Source organism: Erwinia piriflorinigrans CFBP 5888 (assembly GCF_001050515.1).
GTDB classification, from domain to species: Bacteria; Pseudomonadota; Gammaproteobacteria; order Enterobacterales; family Enterobacteriaceae; genus Erwinia; species Erwinia piriflorinigrans.
The window spans coordinates 170990-195069 of sequence record NZ_CAHS01000021.1 but is presented as its reverse complement, the minus strand read 5'-3'; the positions used below and the strand labels follow the sequence as shown (position 1 = coordinate 195069).

The following is a 24080-nucleotide window of genomic DNA, read 5'->3' as shown; positions in this document are numbered from 1 at the left end:
TGCCTTATTCGATGTGCAAACCTACAAAAAAAGAGCCGTGAGGCTCTTTTTTTGTTTCTGTACTACCGTGATGAAAGACGGTCCCGGAATGACCCGCTTCATTTGCCGCCGCAGCCATGTCAGCCGCAAACCGACAGAGAAACTGCTGGCGTAACGTAATATCGGGTCAGGATAAATTTTTTTTCGCGCAAGCCTTGCCAGCGTAAAAAAACAGGTCCATAATAGCGACCTCTCTTGCAAAAGAGGTGGTTAAAAGTCATAGCAATCAACTAGTTATAAGCTTTTAGCGCAATAAATCAGCACCATATCTAAGCGGGAATAGCTCAGTTGGTAGAGCACGACCTTGCCAAGGTCGGGGTCGCGAGTTCGAGTCTCGTTTCCCGCTCCAAATTATATTTTCCTCACTTATCGCTAAAAATTGTCCACAGCTTTACTCGCTGTTAGACAGCATATTCTTCCGTGTTCTAAAATCGTTGTAAACAGAGTTATCCACACCTTTCATTCGCGGCCAGCTATCATGCCTGGGTCAGCAAATTCCTGCTTTAATCTATAAATTGTTGTTTTTTATCTTATTTAAAATATTTCAATTTGTTATTTTAATCACTTGCGTTTGCTGTGACGATTGAATGACAACGATTTTTTATTTTTATGCACAGCATGTGGAAAAGTCTGCTCTTTGACGCCACTCTTCCTGTGACAAGACCACGCATCAGTTATTTTATCTCCTCACTGCACATTTCACACCTCCAGATAAATTCATTCTGCCAGGCTTTTTGAGCCAGTTCGACAATACTTTGAGGTGATCGCGACCCGGCGTAAATTCGTATAACCTCCTACGGTTACCCGTTTTCTGCGCGCACTCATCAAGTCAGTAAATATATTACCGGGTCGCTATCCCGGGTAACGTGCTTAATGAGACGGTTTAATGTGCAAGCAAGTTGATGGAAATCAAGAGGATGTGAGATGAATAGCCTGAACTCGCAAAAAGAGCGTGCCGGACTGCCTGATGCTGTCTGGCCAGCAGAGGCGCTAACGCAGCTCGAGCAAGAGGGGGCCGACTTTCTCGGTATCACCCTGTTTGAACTGATGCAGCGCGCCGGAGAAGCGGCTTTCAATTTGCTATGCCAGCAGTGGCCGACAGCGCATCACTGGCTGATCCTCTGTGGGCATGGCAATAACGGCGGCGATGGTTATATCGTGGCCAGGCTGGCGCAGTCAGCCGGGTTGGCGGTCACACTGATCGCCGTTGATGGCCGTAAACCCTTGCCGGATGAAGCGCAGCAAGCGCGTGAGGCATGGCTGGCTGCGGGTGGCGTTATTCATGATACGGCGATCGTATGGCCAGAATCGACAGATTTGATTATCGATGCGCTGTTGGGCACCGGACTGAACCGGTCGCCGGAAGAGACCTGTGCAACCCTGATTAGTCAGGCTAACCAGCATGCAGCGCCGGTTTTTGCTCTGGATATCCCGTCTGGGTTAGTAGCTGCTAATGGCACAACGCCCGGTTTAGTTATCAACGCTGCCCATACTCTTACTTTTATTGCCCTTAAACCGGGACTGCTGACAGGGAAGGCGCGCGATGTTGTCGGACAGCTGCATTATCACAGTCTGGGATTGCAGCCGTGGTTGACGACTCAGTCCGCACCGATGGCGCGCTATAACCCCAGCCATCTGGCAAACTGGCTGCCGCCGCGACGTCCAACATCGCACAAAGGCGATCAGGGTCGCCTTCTGGTGGTTGGTGGAGACCACGGCACCGCCGGTGCCATCCGCATGACGGCAGAAGCAGCGCTGCGCAGCGGATCGGGACTTGTGCGAGTACTCACTCACAAAGATAACTTAGGCCCGCTGCTCACCGCCCGCCCCGAGCTGATGGTACAAGAACTCAGTGCTGCAACCCTTGAGAGCGGGCTGGAGTGGGCCGATATGATTGTGATTGGACCCGGACTTGGCCAGGGAGAATGGGGTAAAAAGGCGCTCAGAAAAGTAGAACACTCTCAGAAACCTATGCTTTGGGATGCCGACGCGCTTAACCTGCTGGCAATCAGCCCCGATAAACGTCAAAATCGAATCATTACGCCCCATCCCGGTGAAGCAGCCCGATTGCTGAATGTGAAAACCGACGAAATTGAGAGTGACCGCTTACTCGCGGCACATCGCTTGGTCAAGCGTTATGGCGGCGTAGTGGTGCTGAAAGGCGCCGGTACGCTGATTGCAGGCGGAGATAAGTTAGCGATTGCTGACGTAGGTAACGCCGGTATGGCCAGTGGGGGAATGGGAGATGTTTTATCTGGTATCATCGGCAGTCTGGTGGGGCAAAAGCTCCCACTGTACGAGGCCGCCTGCGCAGGATGTGTCGTGCATGGCGCGGCAGCTGATGCGGTGGCACAACGTCGTGGTACACGCGGCATGTTGGCCACCGATCTCTTTTCCGAGCTGCATTTGTTTGTCAATCCTGAGATCCCGAATACGAAAGCATGAAAACCTGTGTAATTGCACTGCCCGATGAGGCAGCAACCCTTGAATTGGGTGCCAGTCTGGCCCGCATCTGTGAAGGTGCGGCGACCCTCTATTTGTATGGTTCCCTGGGAGCAGGTAAAACCACCTTCAGTCGCGGATTCTTGCAGGCGCTTGGCCACCAGGGCAACGTGAAAAGCCCGACTTACACTCTGGTCGAGCCTTATGTGTTGCCCGACCGCCGGGTGTACCACTTTGACCTCTATCGCCTGTCCGATCCCGAAGAGCTCGAGTTTATGGGCATACGTGACTACTTTGGCCCTGACAGTTTGTGTCTGGTTGAGTGGCCCCAGCAGGGGACAGGCGTGCTGCCTGAGCCTGATCTGGAACTGCATCTGAGTTATCAGGGCCACGCCCGCGAAGCGCTGCTACGTGCCTGCTCGCCAGTTGGTGAGGCGATGGTGCAGCGCATGACCGCTGAACGAGGTGAGGCATGATGAGGCGCTTTAAGTGCTGGTTTCTGCTGGCTCTCGTTTGCTGTTCATTTGCATCGGGGGCCGCCAACCTGTCAGATATCAACGTATCTAACGGTAGCAATGAAGCGCAAATTACCCTGAGCTTTGCCGGTCAGCCGGTGTATGCCTTTTTCCCGCTGCATAATCCCGAACGCGTGGTGCTGGACATTCGGCAAAGCGCCATTGTGCGCGGGTTGCCGCTGGATTTCAGCGGCAACAATATCGTTAAACGTATTCGTGCCAGTAAGGCAAAAGACAGCCAAAGCATTCGCCTGGTCTTTGATTTAACCCGGCGTGGCAAAACCCGCGCGGTTACCCAGCGTGATGGCAGCCGTTACAATGTGGTGTTTACCGTCACTGGCAACCAGACCGCACCTACGGCGAGCCGCACTGTCAACGCCAGCGGCAACGTGATTTCGCACCCGACTAGCGCCCCGGCGAAAAGCCCGTTTGATACGAATCGCGTCACTAAGGTTAGCAGCGGTAATGAGGTGGCTCGTCCGCGCCGTGCCCGCAGCAGCAGCGATACGGTAATTGTCGCCATTGATGCCGGACACGGTGGACAGGATCCCGGTGCGATTGGCGGCGGCGGGCTGAAAGAAAAAAATGTGACTATTGCCATCGGTCACAAACTGAAAGCACTGTTGAATGCCGATCCGATGTTTAAAGGGGTGATGACCCGTGATGGTGACTATTTTATTTCCGTGATGGGCCGTTCGGAAGTTGCGCGTAAGCAGAATGCCAATCTGCTGGTATCCATTCACGCAGACGCTGCGCCTAATCGTAGTGCCTCCGGTGCTTCAGTATGGGTGCTGTCAAACCGCCGTGCCAATAGCGAAATGGCGGGCTGGCTGGAGCAGCATGAGAAGCAGTCTGAGCTGCTGGGCGGTGCCGGTGACCTACTGGCTAACAGCCAGACCGACCCGTATCTGAGCCAGGCCGTGCTGGACTTACAGTTCGGCCACTCGCAGAGAGTGGGATATGATGTGGCGGTAAAGGTTATCGCACAGCTGCAACGTGTGGGCGCCCTGCATAAACGTAAACCGGAACACGCCAGCCTGGGCGTACTGCGCTCACCGGATATTCCTTCTTTGCTGGTGGAAACCGGCTTTATCAGTAATCCTTCGGAGGAGCGGCTGCTTGGCAGTAGCGCTTACCAGCAGAAAATTGCCGAGTCGATATATAAAGGCTTGCGCAACTATTTCCTGGCGCACCCGCTACAAACCGTCCCAAAGGAGGAAAACCGACCGTTGCAGTCCGCAGCGGCGGTTAAACCCGTGATTAACCCGGCCCCGACAGGCACGTTGCCTGCCGCTGCCAGCCAGCGCCATGTGGTGAAAACTGGAGAGACGCTGTCAGGTATCGCTGCACATTATGGCGTCAGCATGACGACTCTGCGTGCGATGAATACGTTGAAAAAAGACGTGGTATGGGTCGGGCAGCGCCTGAAAGTACCGGCGGGGAGCCAGCCCCTCAGCGCGGTGAAGCGTGCTAAGTCTGTCAGGCATAAAGTCGTGCGCGGTGACTCACTGACGCAAATTGCCGCCCACTATGGCGTCAGTCCGCAGGCCGTCCAGCGGGCAAATAAGCTGAAGTCGCAGAATGTGATGCTGGGACAGACGCTGATTATACCCGCTTCATAAACTAAGGATATTCAATGCCCATTCAGGTCTTACCGCCGCAGCTTGCTAACCAGATCGCCGCCGGAGAGGTGGTTGAGCGCCCGGCGTCAGTGGTGAAGGAGTTGGTGGAAAACAGCCTGGATGCCGGGGCCACGCGCATTGATATCGATATTGAAAAGGGCGGCGCGAAACTGATCCGCATTCGTGATAACGGTTGCGGGATCGCTAAAGATGAACTGGCAATGGCATTAGCGCGTCACGCGACCAGCAAAATCGCCAGTCTGGATGACCTTGAGGCCATTATCAGCCTCGGCTTTCGTGGTGAAGCGCTGGCCAGTATCAGTTCGGTATCACGCCTGACGCTCACCTCGCGTACGGACGCGCAAAACGAAGCCTGGCAGGCCTATGCGGAAGGGCGCGATCAGGCAGTGACCGTTAAGCCTGCTGCGCATCCGGTGGGCACTACGCTCGAAGTGCTCGATCTGTTTTATAATACGCCGGCGCGACGCAAATTTATGCGCACCGAGAAAACCGAATTTACCCATATTGATGAGATTATCCGGCGCATTGCGCTGGTGCGCTTTGACGTTGCCCTATCGCTCAGCCATAACGGCAAGCTGGTACGTCAATATCGTGCGGTAAGCGATGACAGCCAGCGTGAGCGTCGTCTTGGCGCCATCTGCGGTACTGCCTTTCTCACTCACGCCCTGAAAATTTCCTGGCAGCATAGTGAGCTGAGTTTGCACGGTTGGGTGGCCGATCCGGCCGGTTCGAAAGCATTAAGCGAACTGCAATACTGTTACGTTAATGGGCGTATGATGCGTGACCGCCTGATTAATCATGCCATCCGTCAGGCCTACCAGGACAAGTTAGGCGATCGGCACCAGCCTGCTTATGTACTCTATCTGGAAATCGATCCGCATCAGGTGGACGTCAACGTCCATCCAGCCAAACATGAGGTCCGCTTTCATCAGTCCCGGCTGGTGCATGACTTTATTTATCAGGGCGTGGTCAGCGTGTTACAGGAAAGTGGCGCGGAGACGCTGCCTGAAATTGCTACTGTTCAGCCGGCCGAACGCTGGCAGCCGGAAAACCGCCAGGCGGCGGGAGGTAACCACTTCGCCACCCCAACGCCAGCCGCAGTCCCGCGTCCGACTTCAACCGGCAGCAGTAGCGGGCAGCGTCAGGAGCCGATATACCAAAAGCGCGAAGGCGCGGTCTATCAACAGCTGCTGCAAACGTCCGCGCGCAGTGAAGAGCCCTTGCCTGCACCCGCATCCGTCACGAAGAACCAAGAGCCGCCGTTGGGCGCACATACGCACAGCTTTGGCCGCGTACTGACGGTAGTTCGGGAACAGTATGCGCTGCTTGAGGGCAAAAAAGGTTTGGCGCTGCTGGCGCTGGCGGTAGCCGAGCGCTGGCTGAAGCAGGCGCAACTGGAACCCGGTAGTGAGGGGTTGAAGCCTCAGCCGCTGCTCATTCCGGTGCGGTTGAAGCTGGATAAAACTGAACGTGATGCCGGGAGCCGCTGTAGCGACCTGCTGAATCAGATGGGTATTGACCTACAGTTTGACGCGCATCATGTGATGCTGCGGGCCGTGCCTTTACCGTTACGCCAACAAAATTTACAAAACTTGATTCCAGAAATGTTAGGGTATTTGGCCCAGCATCAGGATGTTACAGCATCTCAACTGGCGCAGTGGTTCGCGCGCCAGTCGGCATCTGAGCATCAGTACTGGAATCACTCGCAGGCGATTACCCTGTTGGCAGAAGTCGAAAGGCTTTGTCCAAAGTTAGTGAAATCGCCACCTTCTGGATTATTGCAAAACGTCGATATTGAAATGGCGATGAACGCCCTGAAGCATGAGTGAACAATCCACGGCTGGCCTGCCTAAGGCAATATTTTTGATGGGGCCGACAGCTTCCGGCAAGACGGCATTGGCGATTGCACTACGCCAGGCGCTGCCGGTTGAGCTGATTAGCGTTGACTCAGCGCTGATTTATCGCGGTATGGATATTGGCACCGCTAAACCCTCCGCAGAGGAGTTGGCGCTTGCACCCCATCGCTTGCTGGACATCCGCGACCCTTCGGAGGCCTATTCTGCCGCTGAATTTCGTCGCGATGCGCTGGCTGAAATGGCGGAGATTACCCGGCGTGGCAATATTCCGCTGCTTGTTGGTGGCACGATGCTTTACTACAAGGCGCTACTGGAAGGATTATCGCCGTTGCCCTCGGCGGATCCAGAGGTACGCCAGCGCATAGAGCAGATGGCGGGTGAAGCAGGTTGGGAAGCCTTGCACCGTCAATTATGTGATATAGATCCCGTTGCGGCCCATCGTATTCATCCGAATGATCCGCAGAGACTCTCGCGCGCACTGGAAGTTTTTTTTATTTCGGGTAAAACTTTAACCGAACTGACAAAAACGTCGGGTGAGGCGCTGCCCTATGATGTCTCACAGTTTGCTATCGCACCTGCAAGTCGCGAACTGATACATCAGCGGATTGAGCAGCGTTTTCATCAGATGCTGGCGTCAGGATTTGAAGCGGAGGCTCGGGCTCTCTTTGCACGAGGTGATTTGCATACGGAAATGCCTTCCATTCGTTGTGTTGGTTATCGCCAGATGTGGTCATATCTATCGGGTGAAATTGACTACGACGACATGGTTTATCGAGGAATTTGTGCGACAAGGCAGTTGGCCAAGCGTCAGATGACCTGGCTACGCGGCTGGAAAGAGCTTCACTGGCTAGACAGCGAACAACCTGATGCTGCGTATAGCAGAGTGTTACAGGTTCTTAGTGCGAAGCCTGGGTGATTGTGTACAATTGGTGCTTACTTTGCGCAAATTTTTTTCGTCGTATTTCGAGCCGCATGGTTCTTAAGTTACAAACAACAAGCATATAAGGAAAAGACAGAATGGCTAAGGGGCAATCATTACAAGATCCGTTCTTGAACGCACTGCGTCGCGAACGTGTTCCGGTTTCGATTTATTTAGTAAATGGCATCAAACTGCAGGGCCAGATCGAGTCATTTGACCAGTTTGTAATTCTTTTGAAAAACACGGTTAGTCAGATGGTGTACAAGCACGCTATTTCTACCGTTGTTCCGTCCCGTCCGGTTTCTCATCACAGCAATAATACCGGTGGCGGCAGCAGCAACTATCATAACAGTAGTAGCAATCAGGCACCTTCATCTCAGCCTCAGCAAGACAGTGCTGACGCCGAATAACTCGTGTGGCTGTTTCTCCATGACGGGGAGTCTTTGTGTCCCGGGTCCCCGTCCTGGCAGTATCTCGACGTGGTAATAACATTTCGTCTGGTTTAGCTGGCCGCGCAGCTGATATGGCGTAAGGCCGTGCTAAATGCCGTTCTTTACACCGGACGCTTATCCTGAATCTGATATTGACGCAGTATGGCCAACGCGCAGCAGGTTTAACAAGGTATTGAGAGGTTTTAAGTTTGTTTGACCGTTATGATGCCGGTGAGCAGGCCGTATTAGTGCACATCTATTTCTCGCAAGACAAAGATACGGATGATTTGCAGGAGTTTGAAACTCTGGTGTCATCCGCCGGTGTTGAAGCGCTGCGTGTCGTCACCGGCAGCCGTAAAGCGCCTCACCCTAAGTTTTTCGTCGGCGAGGGAAAAGCTGTTGAAATTGCCGATGCGGTAAAAGAAAGCGGTGCCTCAGTGGTGCTGTTCGATCATGCCCTGAGCCCGGCGCAGGAGCGAAATCTTGAAGCGCTGTGTGAGTGCCGCGTAATCGATCGTACAGGGCTGATCCTGGATATCTTCGCGCAACGCGCCCGTACCCACGAAGGTAAATTACAGGTTGAACTGGCACAGCTGCGCCATCTTGCCACGCGTCTGGTGCGCGGTTGGACGCACCTTGAACGCCAGAAAGGCGGTATTGGTCTACGCGGCCCGGGTGAAACCCAGCTGGAAACCGACCGCCGTTTACTGCGTAACCGTATCACCCTGATCCTTTCCCGCCTTGAGCGCGTGTCAAAACAGCGCGAGCAGGGCAGACAAGCACGTAATAAGGCTGATGTGCCGACTGTGTCGCTGGTGGGTTATACCAATGCCGGCAAATCTACCCTGTTTAACCGCTTAACCTCGGCGGAGGTTTACGCGGCCGACCAGCTGTTTGCCACTCTCGACCCCACGTTACGTCGTGTCGATGTTGTCGATGTAGGCGAAGTAGTGCTGGCCGATACCGTAGGTTTTATCCGTCATTTGCCCCATGACCTGGTGGCGGCGTTCAAAGCCACTCTGCAAGAGACCCGTGAAGCGGCTCTTTTGCTGCACATCGTTGATGCAGCGGATCTGAGGATCGAAGAGAACATCGATGCGGTGAATGTGGTACTGGAAGAAATAGAGTCCGATGAGATCCCCGGCCTTCTGGTGATGAACAAAATTGATATGCTGGACGGCTTTGTACCGCGTATCGATCGTAATGAAGAAAATCTGCCTGTCAGGGTGTGGCTGTCCGCGCAAACCGGGGAGGGCATTCCGCTGCTGTTCCAGGCGCTGACCGAGCGTCTGGCTGGCGAAATTGCGCAGTTTGAGTTACGTCTTCCGCCAGCAGCAGGACGATTACGCAGTCGTTTCTACCAACTGCAGGCGATAGAGAAAGAGTGGAATGAAGAAGATGGCAGCCTGGGATTGCAGGTGCGCATGCCCATCATCGACTGGCGCCGACTGTGCAAACAGGAACCGGAGCTGGTGGATTATATTGTTTAACAAGGCTATGTTTCGGCAGCGAGGTTCGCGCGCAGTGGCGGGACGCAGCCTGATTTTGCCTGACATGCGTATCCCGCTTTGGGGTACCACCGCACACACAATTAATGGAGTATAAACATGGCGTGGAATCAGCCCGGAAATAACGGACAGGACCGCGACCCGTGGGGAAGCAGCAATAATAAAGGCGGCAACTCTGGGGGAAATAAAGGGGGGCGTGATAAAGGGCCACCTGATTTAGATGATATCTTCCGTAAGCTGAGCAGTAAGCTTGGCGGTCTGGGCGGTGGTAAAAAAGGCGGTGACGGCAACGGTCCTACGCAACGCAATCCAGGAAATGGCGGGCGTCTGGTGGGCATTGTGGCGGTGGCTGCGGTGGTTATCTGGGCTGCCAGTGGTTTTTATACCATCAAAGAGGCTGAACGAGGCGTGGTGACGCGCTTCGGGAAATTTAGCCACCAGGTTGAGCCCGGTCTGAACTGGAAACCGACCTTTATCGATCAGGTGCGTGCGGTGAACGTCGAGGCAGTGCGTGAGCTATCCGCTTCAGGCACTATGCTGACCTCCGATGAAAATGTGGTACGCGTTGAAATGAACGTGCAGTACCGCGTGACGAACCCGGAACGCTATCTGTTTGCCGTGACCAGCGCTGATGACAGCCTGCGTCAGGCCACCGATAGCGCCCTGCGTGGCGTAATCGGCCGTTCGACCATGGATCGTATTCTGACCGAAGGTCGAACCGTAGTTCGAAGCGAAACGCAGCGCGAGCTGGAGGAAACGATCCGTCCGTACGATATGGGGATTACCCTGCTGGACGTCAACTTCCAGACGGCGCGTCCACCTGAAGCGGTGAAAGCATCCTTCGATGATGCGATTGCCGCGCGTGAAAACCGTGAGCAGGCGGTGCGCGAAGCCGAAGCCTATGCCAACGATAAGCTGCCGCGTGCGCGTGGTGATGCGCAGGGTATCCTGGAACAGGCTCGTGCCTATAAAGCGCGCGTCACCCTGGAAGCACAGGGTGAAGTGGATAGCTTTGCACGTATCTTGCCGGAATATAAAGCCGCACCGCAGATCACGCGCGAACGTCTGTATATCGAAACCATGGAACGCGTGCTCGGTCATACGCGCAAAGTCTTGGTTAACGATAAAGGCAGTAATCTGATGGTGCTGCCGCTGGACCAGCTGATGCGTGGGCAGGCGGGTGCATCAACCGGAAATTCACAGGACGGCAGCAGCAGCCTGCTGCGTTTGCCTCCTGCATCCGGCAGCAACGAACGCGCTAACAGCAGTTCGTCGTTCAGTCCGGGCGACATTATGGATCAGCGCAGGGTGAATGCTCAGCGTTCCGATACCCAGCGCGAAGGGAGAGAATAAGCGATGCGTAAGCCATTAATCGTTGTATTGATTGTTGTGCTGGTGGTGCTGTACGCGTCACTGTTTGTCGTGCAGGAAGGCCAGCGCGGTATTGTGATGCGCTTCGGCAAAGTTCTGCGCGATGACGAAAATAAACCGCTGGTGTACGCGCCAGGTCTGCATTTCAAAGTGCCGTTCCTGGAGTCGGTTAAGTCACTTGATGCGCGTATCCAGACGATGGATAACCAGGCCGACCGCTTCATCACTAAAGAGAAGAAAGACCTGATCGTTGATTCCTATATCAAATGGCGTATCAGCGATTTCAGCCGTTACTACCTCGCCACCGGCGGCGGTGATGTCTCTCAGGCTGAAGTGCTGCTGAAACGTAAGTTCAGTGACCGTCTGCGCTCGGAGATGGGGCGTCTGGACGTCAAAGATATCGTCACCGATTCCCGTGGTCGTTTGACCACTGACGTGCGTGATGCGCTAAATACCGGCACTGCGGGTCAGGATGATGACGTGGCGACGCCAGCCGCTGATGATGCGATCGCATCAGTCGCCAAGCGTGTTGAAAGAGAGACCAACGGCAACGAACCTGCGATTAACCCGAACAGCATGGCTGCGCTGGGTATTCAGGTTATGGATGTGCGTATCAAGCAGATTAACCTGCCGACCGAAGTTTCTGACGCTATCTATGCGCGTATGCGTGCCGAGCGTGAATCCGTTGCCCGTAGCCAACGTGCACAGGGTGCGGAAGAAGCGGCGAAAGTGCGTGCGCAGGCGGACTATGAAGTTGAACGTACGCTGGCAGAGGCTCGACGTCAGGCGCTGATTACTCAGGGTGAAGGTGATGCGGAAGCCGCAAAACTGTTTGCTGACGCATTCAGCAAAGATCCTGATTTCTACGCGTTCGTGCGCAGCCTGCGTGCTTACGATAACAGCTTCAAGAGCAATCAGGATGTGATGGTGCTTAGCCCGGATAGCGACTTCTTCCGCTTTATGAAGAGTCCTGCCACTGCCACACGTTAACTATCTGCAATAACAGCAAAAGGGCCGGAATTTCCGGCCCTTTTTTATGTCAATAACGGTGGTGCGAACAACGATGAATATAACCGTGTGGATGGCACTGGGATTAGTGCTGATACTTGAGGGCGTCGGGCCGATGCTGTCACCACGCCTGTGGCGACGCATCATTATCAGTATGGCGCGCATGCCGGACGGGCTTCTTCGCCGCATAGGCGGTGGGCTGGTCGTCGCTGGCGTAGTGATCTACTACATGTTGACCCGTACTCAAGCTGGGTGAACAGGCAGCCGAGGCGCAGCGCAAAGCGCACTTCAGGTAAAAAAGAGCGCAATCGTATGCTAAAACAGCTGAAAGAGGAAAATGACGATGGTAGAATCCTTTTTTAAGCAATCGGTGATTTTGAAAAATGGGTAAGAACGTCGTCGTACTGGGCACCCAATGGGGTGACGAAGGTAAAGGTAAGATTGTTGACCTCCTGACTGAGCGTGCTAAATATGTAGTACGCTACCAGGGAGGCCATAACGCTGGCCATACGCTAGTCATCAACGGTGAGAAAACTGTCCTCCACTTAATTCCATCTGGCATTCTGCGTGAAAACGTCACCAGCATCATCGGCAACGGTGTTGTGCTGTCTCCGGCTGCGCTGATGAAAGAGATGAAAGGTCTGGAAGAGCGCGGTTTCCCGGTACGCGAACGTCTGTTCATTTCCGAAGCCTGCCCGCTGATCCTTGAGTATCATGTGGCGCTGGATGTGGCGCGTGAAAAAGCACGCGGTGCGAAAGCGATCGGTACAACCGGTCGTGGTATTGGGCCCGCTTATGAAGATAAAGTGGCCCGTCGTGGTCTGCGCGTTGGCGATCTGTTCAATAAAGAGACTTTCGCCGCGAAGCTGAAAGAAGTGATGGAGTATCACAATTTCCAGCTGGTGAACTATTACAAAGTTGAAGCGGTCGACTACGACAAAGTGCTGGCAGACGTGATGGCGATTGCCGATATCCTGACTGGCATGGTGGTCGATGTCTCAGAACTGCTGGACGGTGCGCGTCAGCGTGGCGATCTGATCATGTTTGAAGGCGCTCAGGGCACGCTGCTGGATATCGATCACGGTACCTATCCGTACGTGACATCTTCCAACACCACTGCCGGTGGTGTGGCAACCGGTTCGGGTATTGGTCCGCGTTATGTTGATTATGTGCTAGGCATTGTAAAAGCCTACTCAACTCGTGTCGGCGCAGGCCCGTTCCCAACAGAACTGTTCGATGAAACCGGCGAGTTTCTGTGCAAGCAGGGTAACGAGTTTGGCGCGACTACCGGCCGCCGCCGCCGTACCGGCTGGTTGGATGCGGTTGCCGTGCGCCGTGCGGTTCAGATCAACTCACTGTCAGGCTTCTGCATGACCAAACTGGACGTGCTGGACGGCCTGAAAGAGGTGAAGATCTGTGTGGCTTACCGCATGCCTGATGGCAGCGAAGTGACCACTACACCGCTGGCAGCAGAAGGCTGGGAAGGCATTGAGCCAATCTACGAGACGCTGCCAGGCTGGAGCGAAACGACGTTTGGCGTGAAAACGCTGGACGGTCTGCCACAGGCCGCGCGTGACTACATTAAGCGTGTTGAAGAGGTGACCGGCGTGCCGGTAGATATCATCTCTACCGGCCCGGACCGTAGCGAAACCATGATTCTGCGCGATCCGTTTGACGCATAATTCTGTTTCAGGCCGGGCGTTGCCCGGCCAGCTCTTATTCAGCACCGGTGCTCTACCGTTCCCGCCTGTTGTTGTCGCTTATTCCCGCTGCTTAAATATATTGGCCTGCTACACCGGGGCTGGTTTATTATCATAGCTAATAAATACATTCTTGAGCGGATGTCAACGCCAGCTGTCGTTGTATTCCTGAGGTGACCGTGCAGCTAACCAGTTTCACCGATTATGGTTTACGTGCGCTGATCTATCTTGCTTCGCTGCCTGCGGGCCAGATGACCAGTATCAGTGAAGTCACCGAAATCTATGGCGTTTCACGCCATCATATGGTCAAAATTATCAATCAACTGAGTCGGGCTGGATATGTTTCCGCGCTCCGTGGTAAAAACGGCGGTATCCGTTTGGGTAAACCCGCCGCAGAGATTGTGATAGGCCAGGTGGTACGTACGCTGGAGCCACTACAGCTGGTGAACTGTAGCAGTGAATTTTGTCATATCACCGCAGCCTGTCGTCTGAAAACAGCCCTGCATGAAGCGATGCAAAGTTTTCTGCGTGAGCTGGACCAATACACCCTGGCCGATCTGGTTGAAGACAACCATCCGCTCTACCAAATTTTGCTGATTGAATGATCTTCAATCAAAGCTGACAACGGAGGAACCTCGATGTCACACGATCCTTTTCAGGAACGAGAAGCTGAAAAATACGAAAACCCTATTCCCAGCCGCGAATTCATTCTTGCCCATCTGGACAAGCGCGAAAAACCGGCCAGCCGTGAAGAGCTGGCGCAAGAATTAGACATTAGCGGAGAAGAACAAATTGAGGCGCTGCGTCGCCGTCTGCGTGCGATGGAGCGTGATGGACAGCTGGTCTTTACCCGCCGCCAGTGCTATGCGCTGCCGGAAAGGCTGGACCTGTTAAAAGGCAAGGTGATAGGCCATCGCGATGGCTTTGGCTTCCTACGCATTGAAGGCAGCAAAGACGATCTCTATCTTTCTGCCGAACAGATGAAAATGTGCATGCACGGGGATGTGATCCTCGCGCAGGCGATGGGTGCAGACCGTAAAGGTCGCCGCGAAGCGCGCATGGTTCGCGTGGTTGAACCGCGTAAAAGCCAAATCGTCGGCCGCTACTTTACCGATGCTGGCGTGGGCTTTGTCGTGCCGGATGACAGCCGTCTGAGCTTCGATATCCTGATCCCAGCGGAAGAGCTGATGAACGCGCGTATGGGCTTTGTGGTGGTGGTCGAGCTGACCCAGCGCCCAACCCGCCGCACCAAAGCCATTGGTAAGGTCGTGGAAGTTCTTGGCGATAACATGGGTACCAGCATGGCCGTCGATATGGCGCTGCGCACGCATGATATTCCCCACGTCTGGCCGGAAGCGCTGGAAAAACAGATCGCCCATCTGAGTGAGGAAGTGCCGGAAGAGGCCACGCGTGGTCGCGTTGATCTGCGTGACCTGCCGCTGGTCACCATTGACGGCGAAGATGCGCGTGACTTTGATGACGCGGTGTTCTGCGAACGCAAACGCGGCGGCGGATGGCGTTTGTGGGTGGCCATTGCTGACGTCAGCTACTATGTCCGTCCCGGCACGCCGCTGGATGACGAGGCTATCAACCGTGGCACCTCGGTCTATTTCCCTTCGCAGGTCGTGCCAATGCTGCCGGAAGTGCTGTCTAACGGCCTGTGTTCACTGAACCCGGAAGTTGACCGTCTGTGTATGGTGTGCGAGATGACCATCTCCTCCACCGGTAAACTGACCGGTTATAAGCATTACGAAGCGGTGATGAATTCCTTTGCCCGTCTGACCTATAACAAAGTATGGAATATCTTGCAGGGTGATCAGGAGCTGCGTCAGCATTATGAGCCGCTGGTGAAAGACCTGGAAGAGTTGCATCGTATGTATCTGGCGCTGGAAAAATCTCGTGAACAGCGCGGGGGCATTTCGTTTGAAACCGAAGAGGCGAAATTTATTTTTAACGCCGATCGTCGTATTGAACGTGTTGAGCAGGTGGTACGCAACGATGCGCACAAGCTGATCGAAGAGTGTATGATCCTCGCGAACATCGCTTCCGCACGCTTTGTTGAGAAGAACAACGAGCCAGCGCTTTTCCGCGATCATGACCGTCCAGGCGAAGAGAGCATTAAGAGCTTCCGCTCGGTGCTGAATGAACTGGGGCTGACGCTACCCGGCGGCGACAAGCCGCAGCCGCTTGATTACGCCGAACTGCTGAATCAGATTGCCGGTCGACCCGATCATGAGATGCTACAGACCATGTTGCTGCGCTCAATGAAGCAGGCAGTCTACGATCCCGAGAACCGTGGGCACTTTGGCCTGGCGCTGGCGTCCTATGCGCATTTTACCTCGCCAATCCGCCGTTATCCTGACCTGCTGCTGCACCGTGCCATCAAATATCTGCTGGCGAAAGAGGCGGGTACGTTGCAGGGCAATACCACACCAAACGGTGGCTTCCACTATGAGATGCCGCAGATGTTGCAGTTTGGCCAGCACTGCTCAATGACCGAGCGCCGGGCCGATGAAGCGACGCGTGACGTTGCCGACTGGCTGAAGTGCGACTTTATGCAGGACCAGGTCGGAGAAACCTTTAGCGGAGTGATCTCCAGCGTGACCGGCTTCGGCTTCTTCGTTCGCCTGACCGATCTGTTTATCGATGGACTGGTGCACGTTTCGACGCTGGATAATGATTATTACCGCTTTGACGCCGTTGGTCAGCGTCTGATCGGTGAGTCCGGCGGTCGCACCTATCGTCTGGGTGATACGGTGGAAGTCCGCGTTGATGCCGTACATATGGACGAGCGTAAAATCGACTTTGCACTGATATCCAGCAGCCGTAAACCGCGTGGCGAAGGGAAAACTGAGCGCGAGCGCGAAAAGCGTGGTGCCGCGAAGAATGGCGGCAGCCGCCGTCGTGCACCGCGCAAAGGGGCCAATTTTGAACCGGATAGCGCTTTCCGTGCGGAAAAACCTGCTGCTACTGATAGCGCCCCAGCGGCGACAAAAACGAAAAAGTCGCGTAAACCGTCGGACAAAAGCCGTAAAATCTCGGCCGCCACGCGTGCCAAACGTGCGAAGAAAAGCGACGATGCATAACGCATAACGGCAAACCATGAACATCCGGCGATCGATATGTCAGATCGCCGCTATCAATGACCTTTGAGTATGTGAAACATGAGTGAAATTGTTTTTGGTATCCACGCCGTGCAGGCGCTGCTCGACAGCGATCCACAGCGTTTCCAGGAAGTTTTTATCCTGAAAGGTCGCGAAGACCGTCGCCTGCAAACGCTGGTGAAAGCGTTGGAAGCACAGGGCATCGTTATCCAGGTGGCGAACAAGCAGATGCTGGATAACACGTCGGAAGGCGCGGTTCATCAGGGTATTATTGCTCGCGTCAAGCCGGGGCGTCAGTATCAGGAAGGCGATCTGCCTGATCTGCTGAACAGTCTGGATAATCCGTTTCTGCTGATCCTGGATGGGGTTACCGATCCGCATAACCTCGGTGCCTGCATGCGCAGCGCCGATGCTGCCGGAGTCCACGCGATTATCGTGCCGAAAGACCGTTCTGCTGCGCTTAATGCCACGGCGAAAAAGGTGGCCAGCGGCGCGGCAGAGCATATCCCACTGATCCGTGTGACGAATCTGGCGCGTACCCTGCGCGTGTTGCAGGATGCGAACGTCTGGATTGTGGGCACTGCTGGTGAGGCCGATCACACGCTGTATCAAAGCAAAATGACCGGGCCGATGGCGCTGGTGATGGGGGCAGAAGGTGAGGGGATGCGCCGCCTGACGCGTGAACATTGCGATGAATTGATTAACATTCCGATGGCGGGAAGCGTCTCTTCGCTCAACGTTTCGGTGGCAACCGGCGTTTGTCTGTTTGAAGCGGTGCGCCAGCGCGGCTTGAAATAAATATATCGGGGCGCGTTCTGCGTCCCGATACTCTACCTTCCCATTACGTCATTCTGCTTGTTGACTTGGTGAGCGCCAATGTTCTGTGCCGGGCCATAGAAGATGGCAGAGGCATACCACATACCGGCTTCAACCGTTTCCTTGACCAACAGGATCTGGTAGTAGCTGGCCCCGGCGGCGGTCGCTTTCGACGCCAGCGCGCGTTCGGCGTCATCCGGCGAACCACGAACCGTGACGCTGTCGGTTCCGAGACGCAGCAAGCCACCACTCTGCGCACGCTGGATTTCCTGCGCCTGGGCGGTTGGGGCAGGGGGCGGCGCAGGGTTAAACCGAGAGCAGCTCATCAGCAGCAGCGTTATCAATACAGCGGTTATTTTGCGCATAATCATCACCTCAATGGAATGATAGCTTATTTAAGTCCATACGTTGAAGGCCAGCACCCGCTCGTTAAGATAGCGTCCTTTGCGGCTCATCTCCGGTGTCGTCATTTTGGAATGGGCAACCCTTTGTGCTGCATTGTGGCTGTGTGCCAGCGTAAGCGTTAAAACATACGGCTACGCTGAACGGAAAGTTTGACGCCCATACTCCACGTTTTGTCAGAGAGACGCGGCATCGTTATGCCTTATATCGTTATGGTATTACACGCATTAACGGCGGGCGGGTAAAATACTTTTCGCGGAACGATAAAAGCGGATTGCCGTTAACACATCGAACATCGTCGTCATTATTGCAACTCGTCGACCAGGCTGAAGATAAAACAGGAGATCTCATGATTGAGCTGAATACCGAACGTTTTGCCGGGATCGAATGTTTACATGCGTACCCTGCCGGCAAGCGCCATCAGGCGTTACCTACGGTGCTGTTTTATCATGGTTACAGCTCGTCGAAGGAAGTGTATAGCTACTTTGCGGTGGCACTGGCGCAGGCTGGCTATCGAGCCGTACTGCCGGATGCAGATATGCACGGCGCGCGCTTTGATGGTGATAACCATCGGCGGTTGGCCCACTTCTGGGAAATACTGCGTAGCAATATTGATGAGTTGCCACAAATTGAACAGGCGCTGCGCCAGCAAAATTTAGTGGAGGGGACACGGCTGGCGGTGGCGGGAGCCTCAATGGGGGGAATGACCGCGCTGGGCGCGCTGGCACGCTATCCGCAGCTCCACAGTTGCGCCTGCCTGATGGGTTCCGGCTATTACAGCCAGCTGGCACTCACCCTGTTCCCGCCACTGGTGTCGGCTTCTGCCGAGCATGAAACGCAGCTGGCGCAACGGCTGGCACCGCTAGTGGATTATGATGTGATCCACCGTCTGGCAAATATCGCCAACCGTCCCCTGCTGGTGTGGCACGGTGATGCCGATGAGGTCGTACCGGTCGCAGAAAGCGTACGTTTAGAGCAGGCTCTGCGGTGTAGTGGCCAGGATCGCAATCTGACCTATCTGGTCGAAGAAGGCACTGGCCACCGCATCACTCCCCCAGCGCTGGCAGCATTTACCGCTTTTTTTGAACGCCATCTGCCATTATCGGGCGGCGATGCACAGCGTTCCGCGCTGGCGTTGCGTTAACCTACGGATACGCTCAAACCGCTCTTTATTTCCCCTGCCGACGCTTTTTAAGCGGGCGCGATCTTTACCTTGTGTTTCCCCTGTCCCGCCAGTATGATTACGCGTCAATTTTTCAGCCGTACACAAACAACGTTCCTTGCTTCCATGGGCCACGGCTGACCCTGACAGGAGGCTGAATAATCCGTAAGGAGCAAATTCGATGCGTCATTACGAAATCGTATTTATGGTTCATCCTGACCAAAGCGAACAGGTTCCTGGCATGATCGAGCGCTACTCTGCCACCATCACTGGTGCAGAAGGTACGATCCACCGCCTGGAAGACTGGGGCCGTCGTCAGCTGGCTTACCCGATCAACAAACTGCACAAAGCTCACTACGTTCTGCTGAACGTGGAAGCTCCGCAGGAAGCGATCGATGAGCTGGAAACTAACTTCCGCTTCAACGACGCCGTTATCCGTAGCATGGTTATGCGCGTTAAGCACGCGGTAACTGAAGCATCTCCGATGGTTAAAGCGAAAGACGAGCGCCGTGAGCGTCGTGAAGATTTTGCTAACGAAACCTCTGATGATGCAGATGCTGGGGATTCTGAAGAGTAATTTCCGTGACGGCTAATCGGCTGACGCTGTCTGGCACCGTGTGCAAGGCACCGATGCGAAAAGTCAGCCCGTCAGGAATTCCACACTGCCAGTTCGTGCTTGAGCACCGTTCACAGCAGGTGGAAGCCGGTTTTAACCGGCAGGTCTGGTGTAGGATGCCGGTGATAATCAGCGGTAAAGCCCATCAGGCTATTACTCAAAGTATAACGGTCGGCACGCAGCTTACTGTTCAGGGGTTCATTTGTAGCCATCAAGGGCGCAATGGCCTGAACAAACTGGTTCTGCATGCCGAGCAGATTGAATTGATAGATTCTGGAGACTAGCCAAATGGCACGTTATTTCCGTCGTCGCAAGTTCTGCCGTTTCACAGCGGAAGGCGTTCAAGAGATCGATTATAAAGATATCGCAACGCTGAAAAATTACATCACTGAAAGCGGTAAGATCGTACCGAGCCGTATCACCGGTACTCGCGCAAAATACCAGCGTCAGCTGGCTCGTGCTATCAAGCGCGCGCGTTACCTGTCCCTGCTGCCGTACACTGATCGTCATCAGTAACGGCAACTGTCCATTAACGACTTTAAGAGGATAAGGTAATGCAAGTTATTCTGCTTGATAAAGTAGCAAACCTGGGCAGCCTGGGTGATCAGGTTAACGTTAAAGCGGGCTACGCTCGTAACTTCCTGGTACCACAGGGCAAAGCTGTTCCTGCTACTAAGAAAAACGTTGAATTCTTCGAAACACGTCGTGCAGAACTGGAAGCCAAAGTGGCTGACGTTCTCGCTGCAGCTAATGCGCGTGCTGAGAAAATCAATGCACTGGGCACCGTTACCCTCGCGTCTAAATCAGGCGACGAAGGTAAACTGTTCGGTTCCATCGGTACCCGCGACATCGCTGATGCAGTGACTGCAGCTGGCGTTGAAGTGGCGAAAAGCGAAGTGCGTCTGCCGAACGGCGTTCTGCGTACTACCGGTGAGCACGAAGTGGACTTCCAGGTTCACAGCGAAGTCTTCGCTAAACTGACTGTAAATATCGTTGCTGAAGCTTAATCGCTAAAGCTCGATACAAAACGCCGACCTCAGGGTCGGCGTTTTTGTTTCTACTGTGCCTGAATAAAGGTTCCATCCGGCTGGCGGCTAAACAAGATACTGCCGTTAGCACCGTCGAGCGTTAACCCGGTCACCACTCCCTGCGCATTTTGACGAACTTTCACCGTCTGACCGCTGTGCAACGTGCTGAGAGGCTTGTCATTCCCTTCGACCTGTGCCATCGCAAACACATCATTAACCGGCAGATTATTGTCGCGGAACAGCTGTGCCAGAGTCTGTCCTGAAGCAACGGTGTAATCCTGCCATTGGCCTTCTGCATCAGGCTGGCGAGCGTCAGCCGAAGGTGAGCTGTCTGTAAGCTGCGCCTGTAACGGGGCTTCCGTGACGACGGAACCGCTTTGCAACGCGGTGACTGGCTGTGCCGTGCGCTGCTCCGGGGAGGAGGGCCACAAAAATGCCAGCAGTATCAATAGCGCTGCGGCAATGATGCCCCGGCGATGGGAAGGAGGCAGGGGGGCCATCCAGCTTATCTGCTCTGGCAGGTGCCAGAGGCGGCTGAACCATGACGATGAGCGTGAACCGGGCGATGCTTCTGGCATGACGGCCTCCTGATGGTGCGAAGATCGCGCCATCCATTTTTTGATATGGCTGGCAAAATATAACCGGCTCTTCCTTTGCCTGCGGGCTATTTGGCCCATTTTTACCTCTGATACTTTGTCGCTTAGCAGACCAGACTACCGATGACCTGAAATAAGAGTGGCGGCCCGGCAGCCATTTCGCGACTGGAAAATGGAAAGGTATTGTTTCCGTTTCATCGCGAAAAGTCACCAGGGAAAGATGAGATTTTACGCCCGTTGCCTGCGCTGTTATGCTTCGTCCTCGGTTTTAATAATGATGAAAGGAAAATCCATGACAACCCCTTCTTTTGACAGCGTAGAAGCGCAAGCAAGTTACGGTATCGGTTTACAGGTCGGCCAGCAGTTGCAGGAGTCTGGTTTGCAGGGTTTGCAGCCTGACGCTCTGCTGGCGGGCCTGCGCGATGCGCTTGAAGGGAACGCCCCGACGGTACCTGTTGATGTGGTTCACCGCGCCCTGCGTGAAGTACACGAACGTGCCGAAGCCGTTCGTCAGGAGCGTCAAAAAGCTCTGGCAGTGGAAGGTCAGAAGTTCCTGGAAGAGAATGCGCAGCGCGAAGGCGTCAGCAGCACGGAGAGCGGGCTGCAGTTCAGCGTGTTAACTCAGGGAGAAGGTGCAATCCCATCCCGCCAGGATCGTGTGCGTGTGCACTACACCGGTAAACTGATTGACGGCAGCGTGTTTGACAGCTCCGTACAGCGTGGCGAACCGGCTGAATTCCCGGTTAGCGGCGTGATCCCAGGCTGGATCGAAGCATTAACCCTGATGCCGGTCGGTTCCAAATGGCAGCTGGTGATCCCACATAATCTGGCTTACGGCGAACGCGGTGCCGGTGCCTCCATCCCGCCTTTCAGCACCCTGGTGTTTGAAGTCGAGCTGTTAGACATCCTGTAAGATGTCAGGCATTCCGGCCGACGTATATCGCCGGAATGCCCTGTTGCTAAAGCTTTAGCTGATAAATCGCAAAACCGATCGGGTCTGTTCCCTTGTATTCCAAGGGATAACGCGTATGGCTGCGTATAAACTCCGCCGCTTTCTCTCCCGGTGAGGTTTCAAAACGAATATCCAGCGGGACGCTGCTGTTAATAGCGGCCAGACGCCAGTTGTTATCTGCCCGAGCCTTAACATTTCCGTGTGCGCGGGTTTGTGCGGCAATATAGCCTGCCAGAATCGATCGATTCTCATCCGGTGAGGCAAACGCAATCTGTTTTTCACCCGTACCGGCAAACTGACCACCCCAGGCTCGATAGTTATTGGTGGCAATCAGGAAGGTGGCGGTCGGGTCGACAGGCTTACCTTGCCAGGTCAGATCGCGGATACGTGAGGCTTTGCTATCAATCAGCCGACATTCTGCGTCATAGCGCGCAGGCTGTGTCACATCAATTCGATAATTCACCCCGTCAATCACGTCGAAATTGTAGGTACGAAAATCCCAGTTGATGAGCGATTGCGGTTGACCGCTATGACTATCGATCTGATTGAACTGCCCGGCTGAACATTCAAGCCACTGTTTGACCTGTTCGCCGCTCACTTTTACCACCACCAGCGTGTTGGGATAAAGGTAGAGATCGGCAGCATTACGCAAAGTGAGCTGGCCTTTATCCACCTCCACATAGCTGGACGGATCGTTTTTGCGCCCACCGGCCTTAAATGGTGCTGCCGCTGCCAGAACAGGCAGATTTGCCAAGTCGGGATCGCCCTGGATAAAGTGTTCAACGTAGGCGCGCTGGGCATCGTTGACGATTTGCACCGTCGGATCGTCCTGAACCAGCGACAGGTAGCTGGCCATCACATCTGCCGACTGACCAATTGGCTGGCTGACAAATTCGCGCGTGGCAGCATGATCCTGTGCCAGAATCTCCGCCAGTGCGGGATCTTCCGCTGCCAGCGGCCGCTTAGCCGCCTTATCGTACACCGGGCGAGCTTCCGCGCGTGCGCTGCTCACCTGCCAGCGTCCCGCGTCATTATTCAGTATCAGGTCGACAATGCCGAGATGATCGCCCCACATACCGGGCATCACTGCCGGAATACCGTTCAGCGTCCCCTTTGCAATATCTGCCCCTTTTATGGCGGCGAAATCACTGCTCGGGAAGACCGCATGCGCATGGCCAAACAGGATTGCATCGATCCCGGCCACCTGGCTGAGATAGTAAACCGAGTTCTCCGCCAGCGCGTGGTACGGTTCACTGGACAGGCCGGAATGCGGGATGGCGACAATAATGTCTGCTCCCTGCTGGCGCATGTGTGGCACCCATTTCTGAGCCGCGACGGTGATATCCTCCACCGTGACTTTACCGCTCAGGTTAGCCCGATCCCATGTCATAATCTGTGGCGGTGCAAAGCCAATATAACCGATCTTTAGCGTGTGGGTTTTGCCCTCGCGATCGCGCACCGTCACCGGCTTAATCAGCCAGGGCGTAAACAGCGGTTTACCGCTTTTCACATCAATGATATTGGCGTTGATGTAGGGAAAGCGTGCGCCGTGGATCGCCTTTTGCAGGTAATCCAGACCATAATTGAATTCGTGATTGCCGAGATTGCCCACGCTGTAGTCAAGAGAGTTCATTGCTTTATAAACCGGATGAGTTTCCCCATCTTTCAGCCCTTTCGCCGCCATATAGTCACCCAGCGGGCTGCCCTGTATCACATCGCCATTATCAATGAGCACGCTGTTAGTTGCCTGCAGCCGTGCTGTTTTGATCAGTGAAGCCGTACGCACCAGGCCATACTTATCGGTGGGCCTGTCTTTGTAATAATCAAAGTCCATCATATTCGCGTGCAGGTCAGTGGTTTCCATAATGCGGAAATCGACGGTGGCCGCATACAGCGAGTGGCTAACCAGCAGTGCGCTTAGCGTGAGGCAGGGTCTGAACATGTTTTCTCCCTTAATGTTCGTCAGTAAACA

23 protein-coding genes and 1 tRNA gene are annotated in these 24080 nt (G+C 54.5%); 21 read left to right on the top strand and 3 right to left on the bottom strand.

What is annotated here, in order from left to right; translation table 11 throughout:
* The first annotated feature begins 312 nt into the window (after window positions 1–312).
* From EPIR_RS15345 to rlmB, 15 genes are all read left to right on the top strand, one after another.
* Window positions 313–388, top strand: a tRNA-Gly gene (locus EPIR_RS15345).
* A gap of 575 nt (window positions 389–963) precedes the next feature.
* On the top strand, window positions 964–2484 hold the full coding sequence (nnr, locus tag EPIR_RS15340; RefSeq protein WP_023656398.1) for a bifunctional ADP-dependent NAD(P)H-hydrate dehydratase/NAD(P)H-hydrate epimerase: 1521 nt from the start codon (window positions 964–966) through the stop codon (window positions 2482–2484).
* The gene (gene tsaE / locus EPIR_RS15335) at window positions 2481–2957 is read left to right on the top strand and encodes a tRNA (adenosine(37)-N6)-threonylcarbamoyltransferase complex ATPase subunit type 1 TsaE (RefSeq protein WP_023656397.1); all 477 of its coding nucleotides are present in this window, start codon (window positions 2481–2483) and stop codon (window positions 2955–2957) included. The genes nnr and tsaE overlap by 4 nt, the downstream gene beginning before the upstream one ends.
* Window positions 2957–4618 carry an N-acetylmuramoyl-L-alanine amidase AmiB gene (amiB, locus tag EPIR_RS15330; protein ID WP_023656396.1) on the top strand — a complete coding sequence of 554 codons (1662 nt, stop codon included), beginning with the start codon at window positions 2957–2959 and terminating at the stop codon, window positions 4616–4618. Before tsaE ends, amiB begins: the two co-directional genes overlap by 1 nt.
* A gap of 14 nt (window positions 4619–4632) precedes the next feature.
* The gene (gene mutL, locus EPIR_RS15325; protein ID WP_023656395.1) at window positions 4633–6468 is read left to right on the top strand and encodes a DNA mismatch repair endonuclease MutL; all 1836 of its coding nucleotides are present in this window, start codon (window positions 4633–4635) and stop codon (window positions 6466–6468) included.
* Window positions 6461–7411, top strand: coding sequence for a tRNA (adenosine(37)-N6)-dimethylallyltransferase MiaA (gene miaA / locus EPIR_RS15320; RefSeq protein WP_023656394.1), 951 nt, complete (start codon window positions 6461–6463; stop codon window positions 7409–7411). The genes mutL and miaA overlap by 8 nt, the downstream gene beginning before the upstream one ends.
* A gap of 101 nt (window positions 7412–7512) precedes the next feature.
* Window positions 7513–7824: an RNA chaperone Hfq gene (gene hfq / locus EPIR_RS15315; protein WP_023656393.1), complete on the top strand. Its 312-nt coding sequence runs from the start codon at window positions 7513–7515 to the stop codon at window positions 7822–7824.
* Between the two features lie 230 nt (window positions 7825–8054).
* On the top strand, window positions 8055–9335 hold the full coding sequence (gene hflX, locus EPIR_RS15310; RefSeq protein WP_023656391.1) for a ribosome rescue GTPase HflX: 1281 nt from the start codon (window positions 8055–8057) through the stop codon (window positions 9333–9335).
* A 117-nt stretch (window positions 9336–9452) separates the two neighbouring features.
* Window positions 9453–10706, top strand: coding sequence for an FtsH protease activity modulator HflK (gene hflK / locus EPIR_RS15305; RefSeq protein WP_023656390.1), 1254 nt, complete (start codon window positions 9453–9455; stop codon window positions 10704–10706).
* A gap of 3 nt (window positions 10707–10709) precedes the next feature.
* A complete protein-coding gene (gene hflC, locus EPIR_RS15300) occupies window positions 10710–11714 on the top strand; it encodes a protease modulator HflC (RefSeq protein WP_023656389.1) in 1005 nt (334 codons plus the stop codon).
* Window positions 11715–11787: 73 nt separating this feature from the next.
* Entirely contained in the window at window positions 11788–11988 is a 201-nt protein-coding gene (locus EPIR_RS15295; protein ID WP_023656388.1) for a DUF2065 domain-containing protein, read from the top strand.
* Window positions 11989–12115: 127 nt separating this feature from the next.
* The gene (locus EPIR_RS15290) at window positions 12116–13414 is read left to right on the top strand and encodes an adenylosuccinate synthase (protein ID WP_023656387.1); all 1299 of its coding nucleotides are present in this window, start codon (window positions 12116–12118) and stop codon (window positions 13412–13414) included.
* A gap of 197 nt (window positions 13415–13611) precedes the next feature.
* Window positions 13612–14037: a nitric oxide-sensing transcriptional repressor NsrR gene (gene nsrR / locus EPIR_RS15285; RefSeq protein WP_048697841.1), complete on the top strand. Its 426-nt coding sequence runs from the start codon at window positions 13612–13614 to the stop codon at window positions 14035–14037.
* A 33-nt stretch (window positions 14038–14070) separates the two neighbouring features.
* Window positions 14071–16518, top strand: a complete 2448-nt coding sequence (rnr, locus tag EPIR_RS15280) for a ribonuclease R (RefSeq protein WP_023656385.1) — start codon at window positions 14071–14073, stop codon at window positions 16516–16518.
* A gap of 78 nt (window positions 16519–16596) precedes the next feature.
* Window positions 16597–17334, top strand: a complete 738-nt coding sequence (gene rlmB / locus EPIR_RS15275) for a 23S rRNA (guanosine(2251)-2'-O)-methyltransferase RlmB (protein WP_023656384.1) — start codon at window positions 16597–16599, stop codon at window positions 17332–17334.
* 32 nt (window positions 17335–17366) lie between these two features.
* On the opposite strand, the gene bsmA is transcribed toward rlmB, so the two are convergent.
* Window positions 17367–17717: a biofilm peroxide resistance protein BsmA gene (gene bsmA / locus EPIR_RS15270; RefSeq protein WP_023656383.1), complete on the bottom strand. Its 351-nt coding sequence runs from the start codon at window positions 17715–17717 to the stop codon at window positions 17367–17369.
* 386 nt (window positions 17718–18103) lie between these two features.
* Between bsmA and yjfP the strand changes: the two genes are divergently transcribed.
* The 5 genes from yjfP (at window position 18104) to rplI (ending at window position 20539) form a co-directional block, all read left to right on the top strand.
* Entirely contained in the window at window positions 18104–18898 is a 795-nt protein-coding gene (gene yjfP / locus EPIR_RS15265) for an esterase (protein ID WP_023656382.1), read from the top strand.
* A 199-nt stretch (window positions 18899–19097) separates the two neighbouring features.
* Complete coding sequence (gene rpsF / locus EPIR_RS15260; protein ID WP_004160104.1) at window positions 19098–19493, top strand: 30S ribosomal protein S6; 396 nt, start codon at window positions 19098–19100, stop codon at window positions 19491–19493.
* 5 nt (window positions 19494–19498) lie between these two features.
* Window positions 19499–19816 (top strand): primosomal replication protein N, encoded by a 318-nt coding sequence (priB, locus tag EPIR_RS15255; RefSeq protein WP_023656381.1) that lies wholly within the window; start codon window positions 19499–19501, stop codon window positions 19814–19816.
* A 4-nt stretch (window positions 19817–19820) separates the two neighbouring features.
* The gene (gene rpsR, locus EPIR_RS15250) at window positions 19821–20048 is read left to right on the top strand and encodes a 30S ribosomal protein S18 (RefSeq protein ID WP_000135199.1); all 228 of its coding nucleotides are present in this window, start codon (window positions 19821–19823) and stop codon (window positions 20046–20048) included.
* 38 nt (window positions 20049–20086) lie between these two features.
* Window positions 20087–20539, top strand: coding sequence for a 50S ribosomal protein L9 (rplI, locus tag EPIR_RS15245; protein ID WP_023656380.1), 453 nt, complete (start codon window positions 20087–20089; stop codon window positions 20537–20539).
* A 50-nt stretch (window positions 20540–20589) separates the two neighbouring features.
* Here rplI and EPIR_RS15240 read toward each other — a convergent pair whose 3' ends face one another.
* Window positions 20590–21138 carry a LysM-like peptidoglycan-binding domain-containing protein gene (locus EPIR_RS15240; protein ID WP_023656379.1) on the bottom strand — a complete coding sequence of 183 codons (549 nt, stop codon included), beginning with the start codon at window positions 21136–21138 and terminating at the stop codon, window positions 20590–20592.
* Window positions 21139–21448: 310 nt separating this feature from the next.
* Between EPIR_RS15240 and fklB the strand changes: the two genes are divergently transcribed.
* A complete protein-coding gene (gene fklB, locus EPIR_RS15235; protein ID WP_048697837.1) occupies window positions 21449–22069 on the top strand; it encodes a BamJ family beta-barrel-assembly machinery protein in 621 nt (206 codons plus the stop codon).
* A gap of 46 nt (window positions 22070–22115) precedes the next feature.
* Here fklB and EPIR_RS15230 read toward each other — a convergent pair whose 3' ends face one another.
* Window positions 22116–24050 carry a bifunctional 2',3'-cyclic-nucleotide 2'-phosphodiesterase/3'-nucleotidase gene (locus EPIR_RS15230; protein WP_023656377.1) on the bottom strand — a complete coding sequence of 645 codons (1935 nt, stop codon included), beginning with the start codon at window positions 24048–24050 and terminating at the stop codon, window positions 22116–22118.
* Between the last annotated feature and the right edge of the window lie 30 nt (window positions 24051–24080).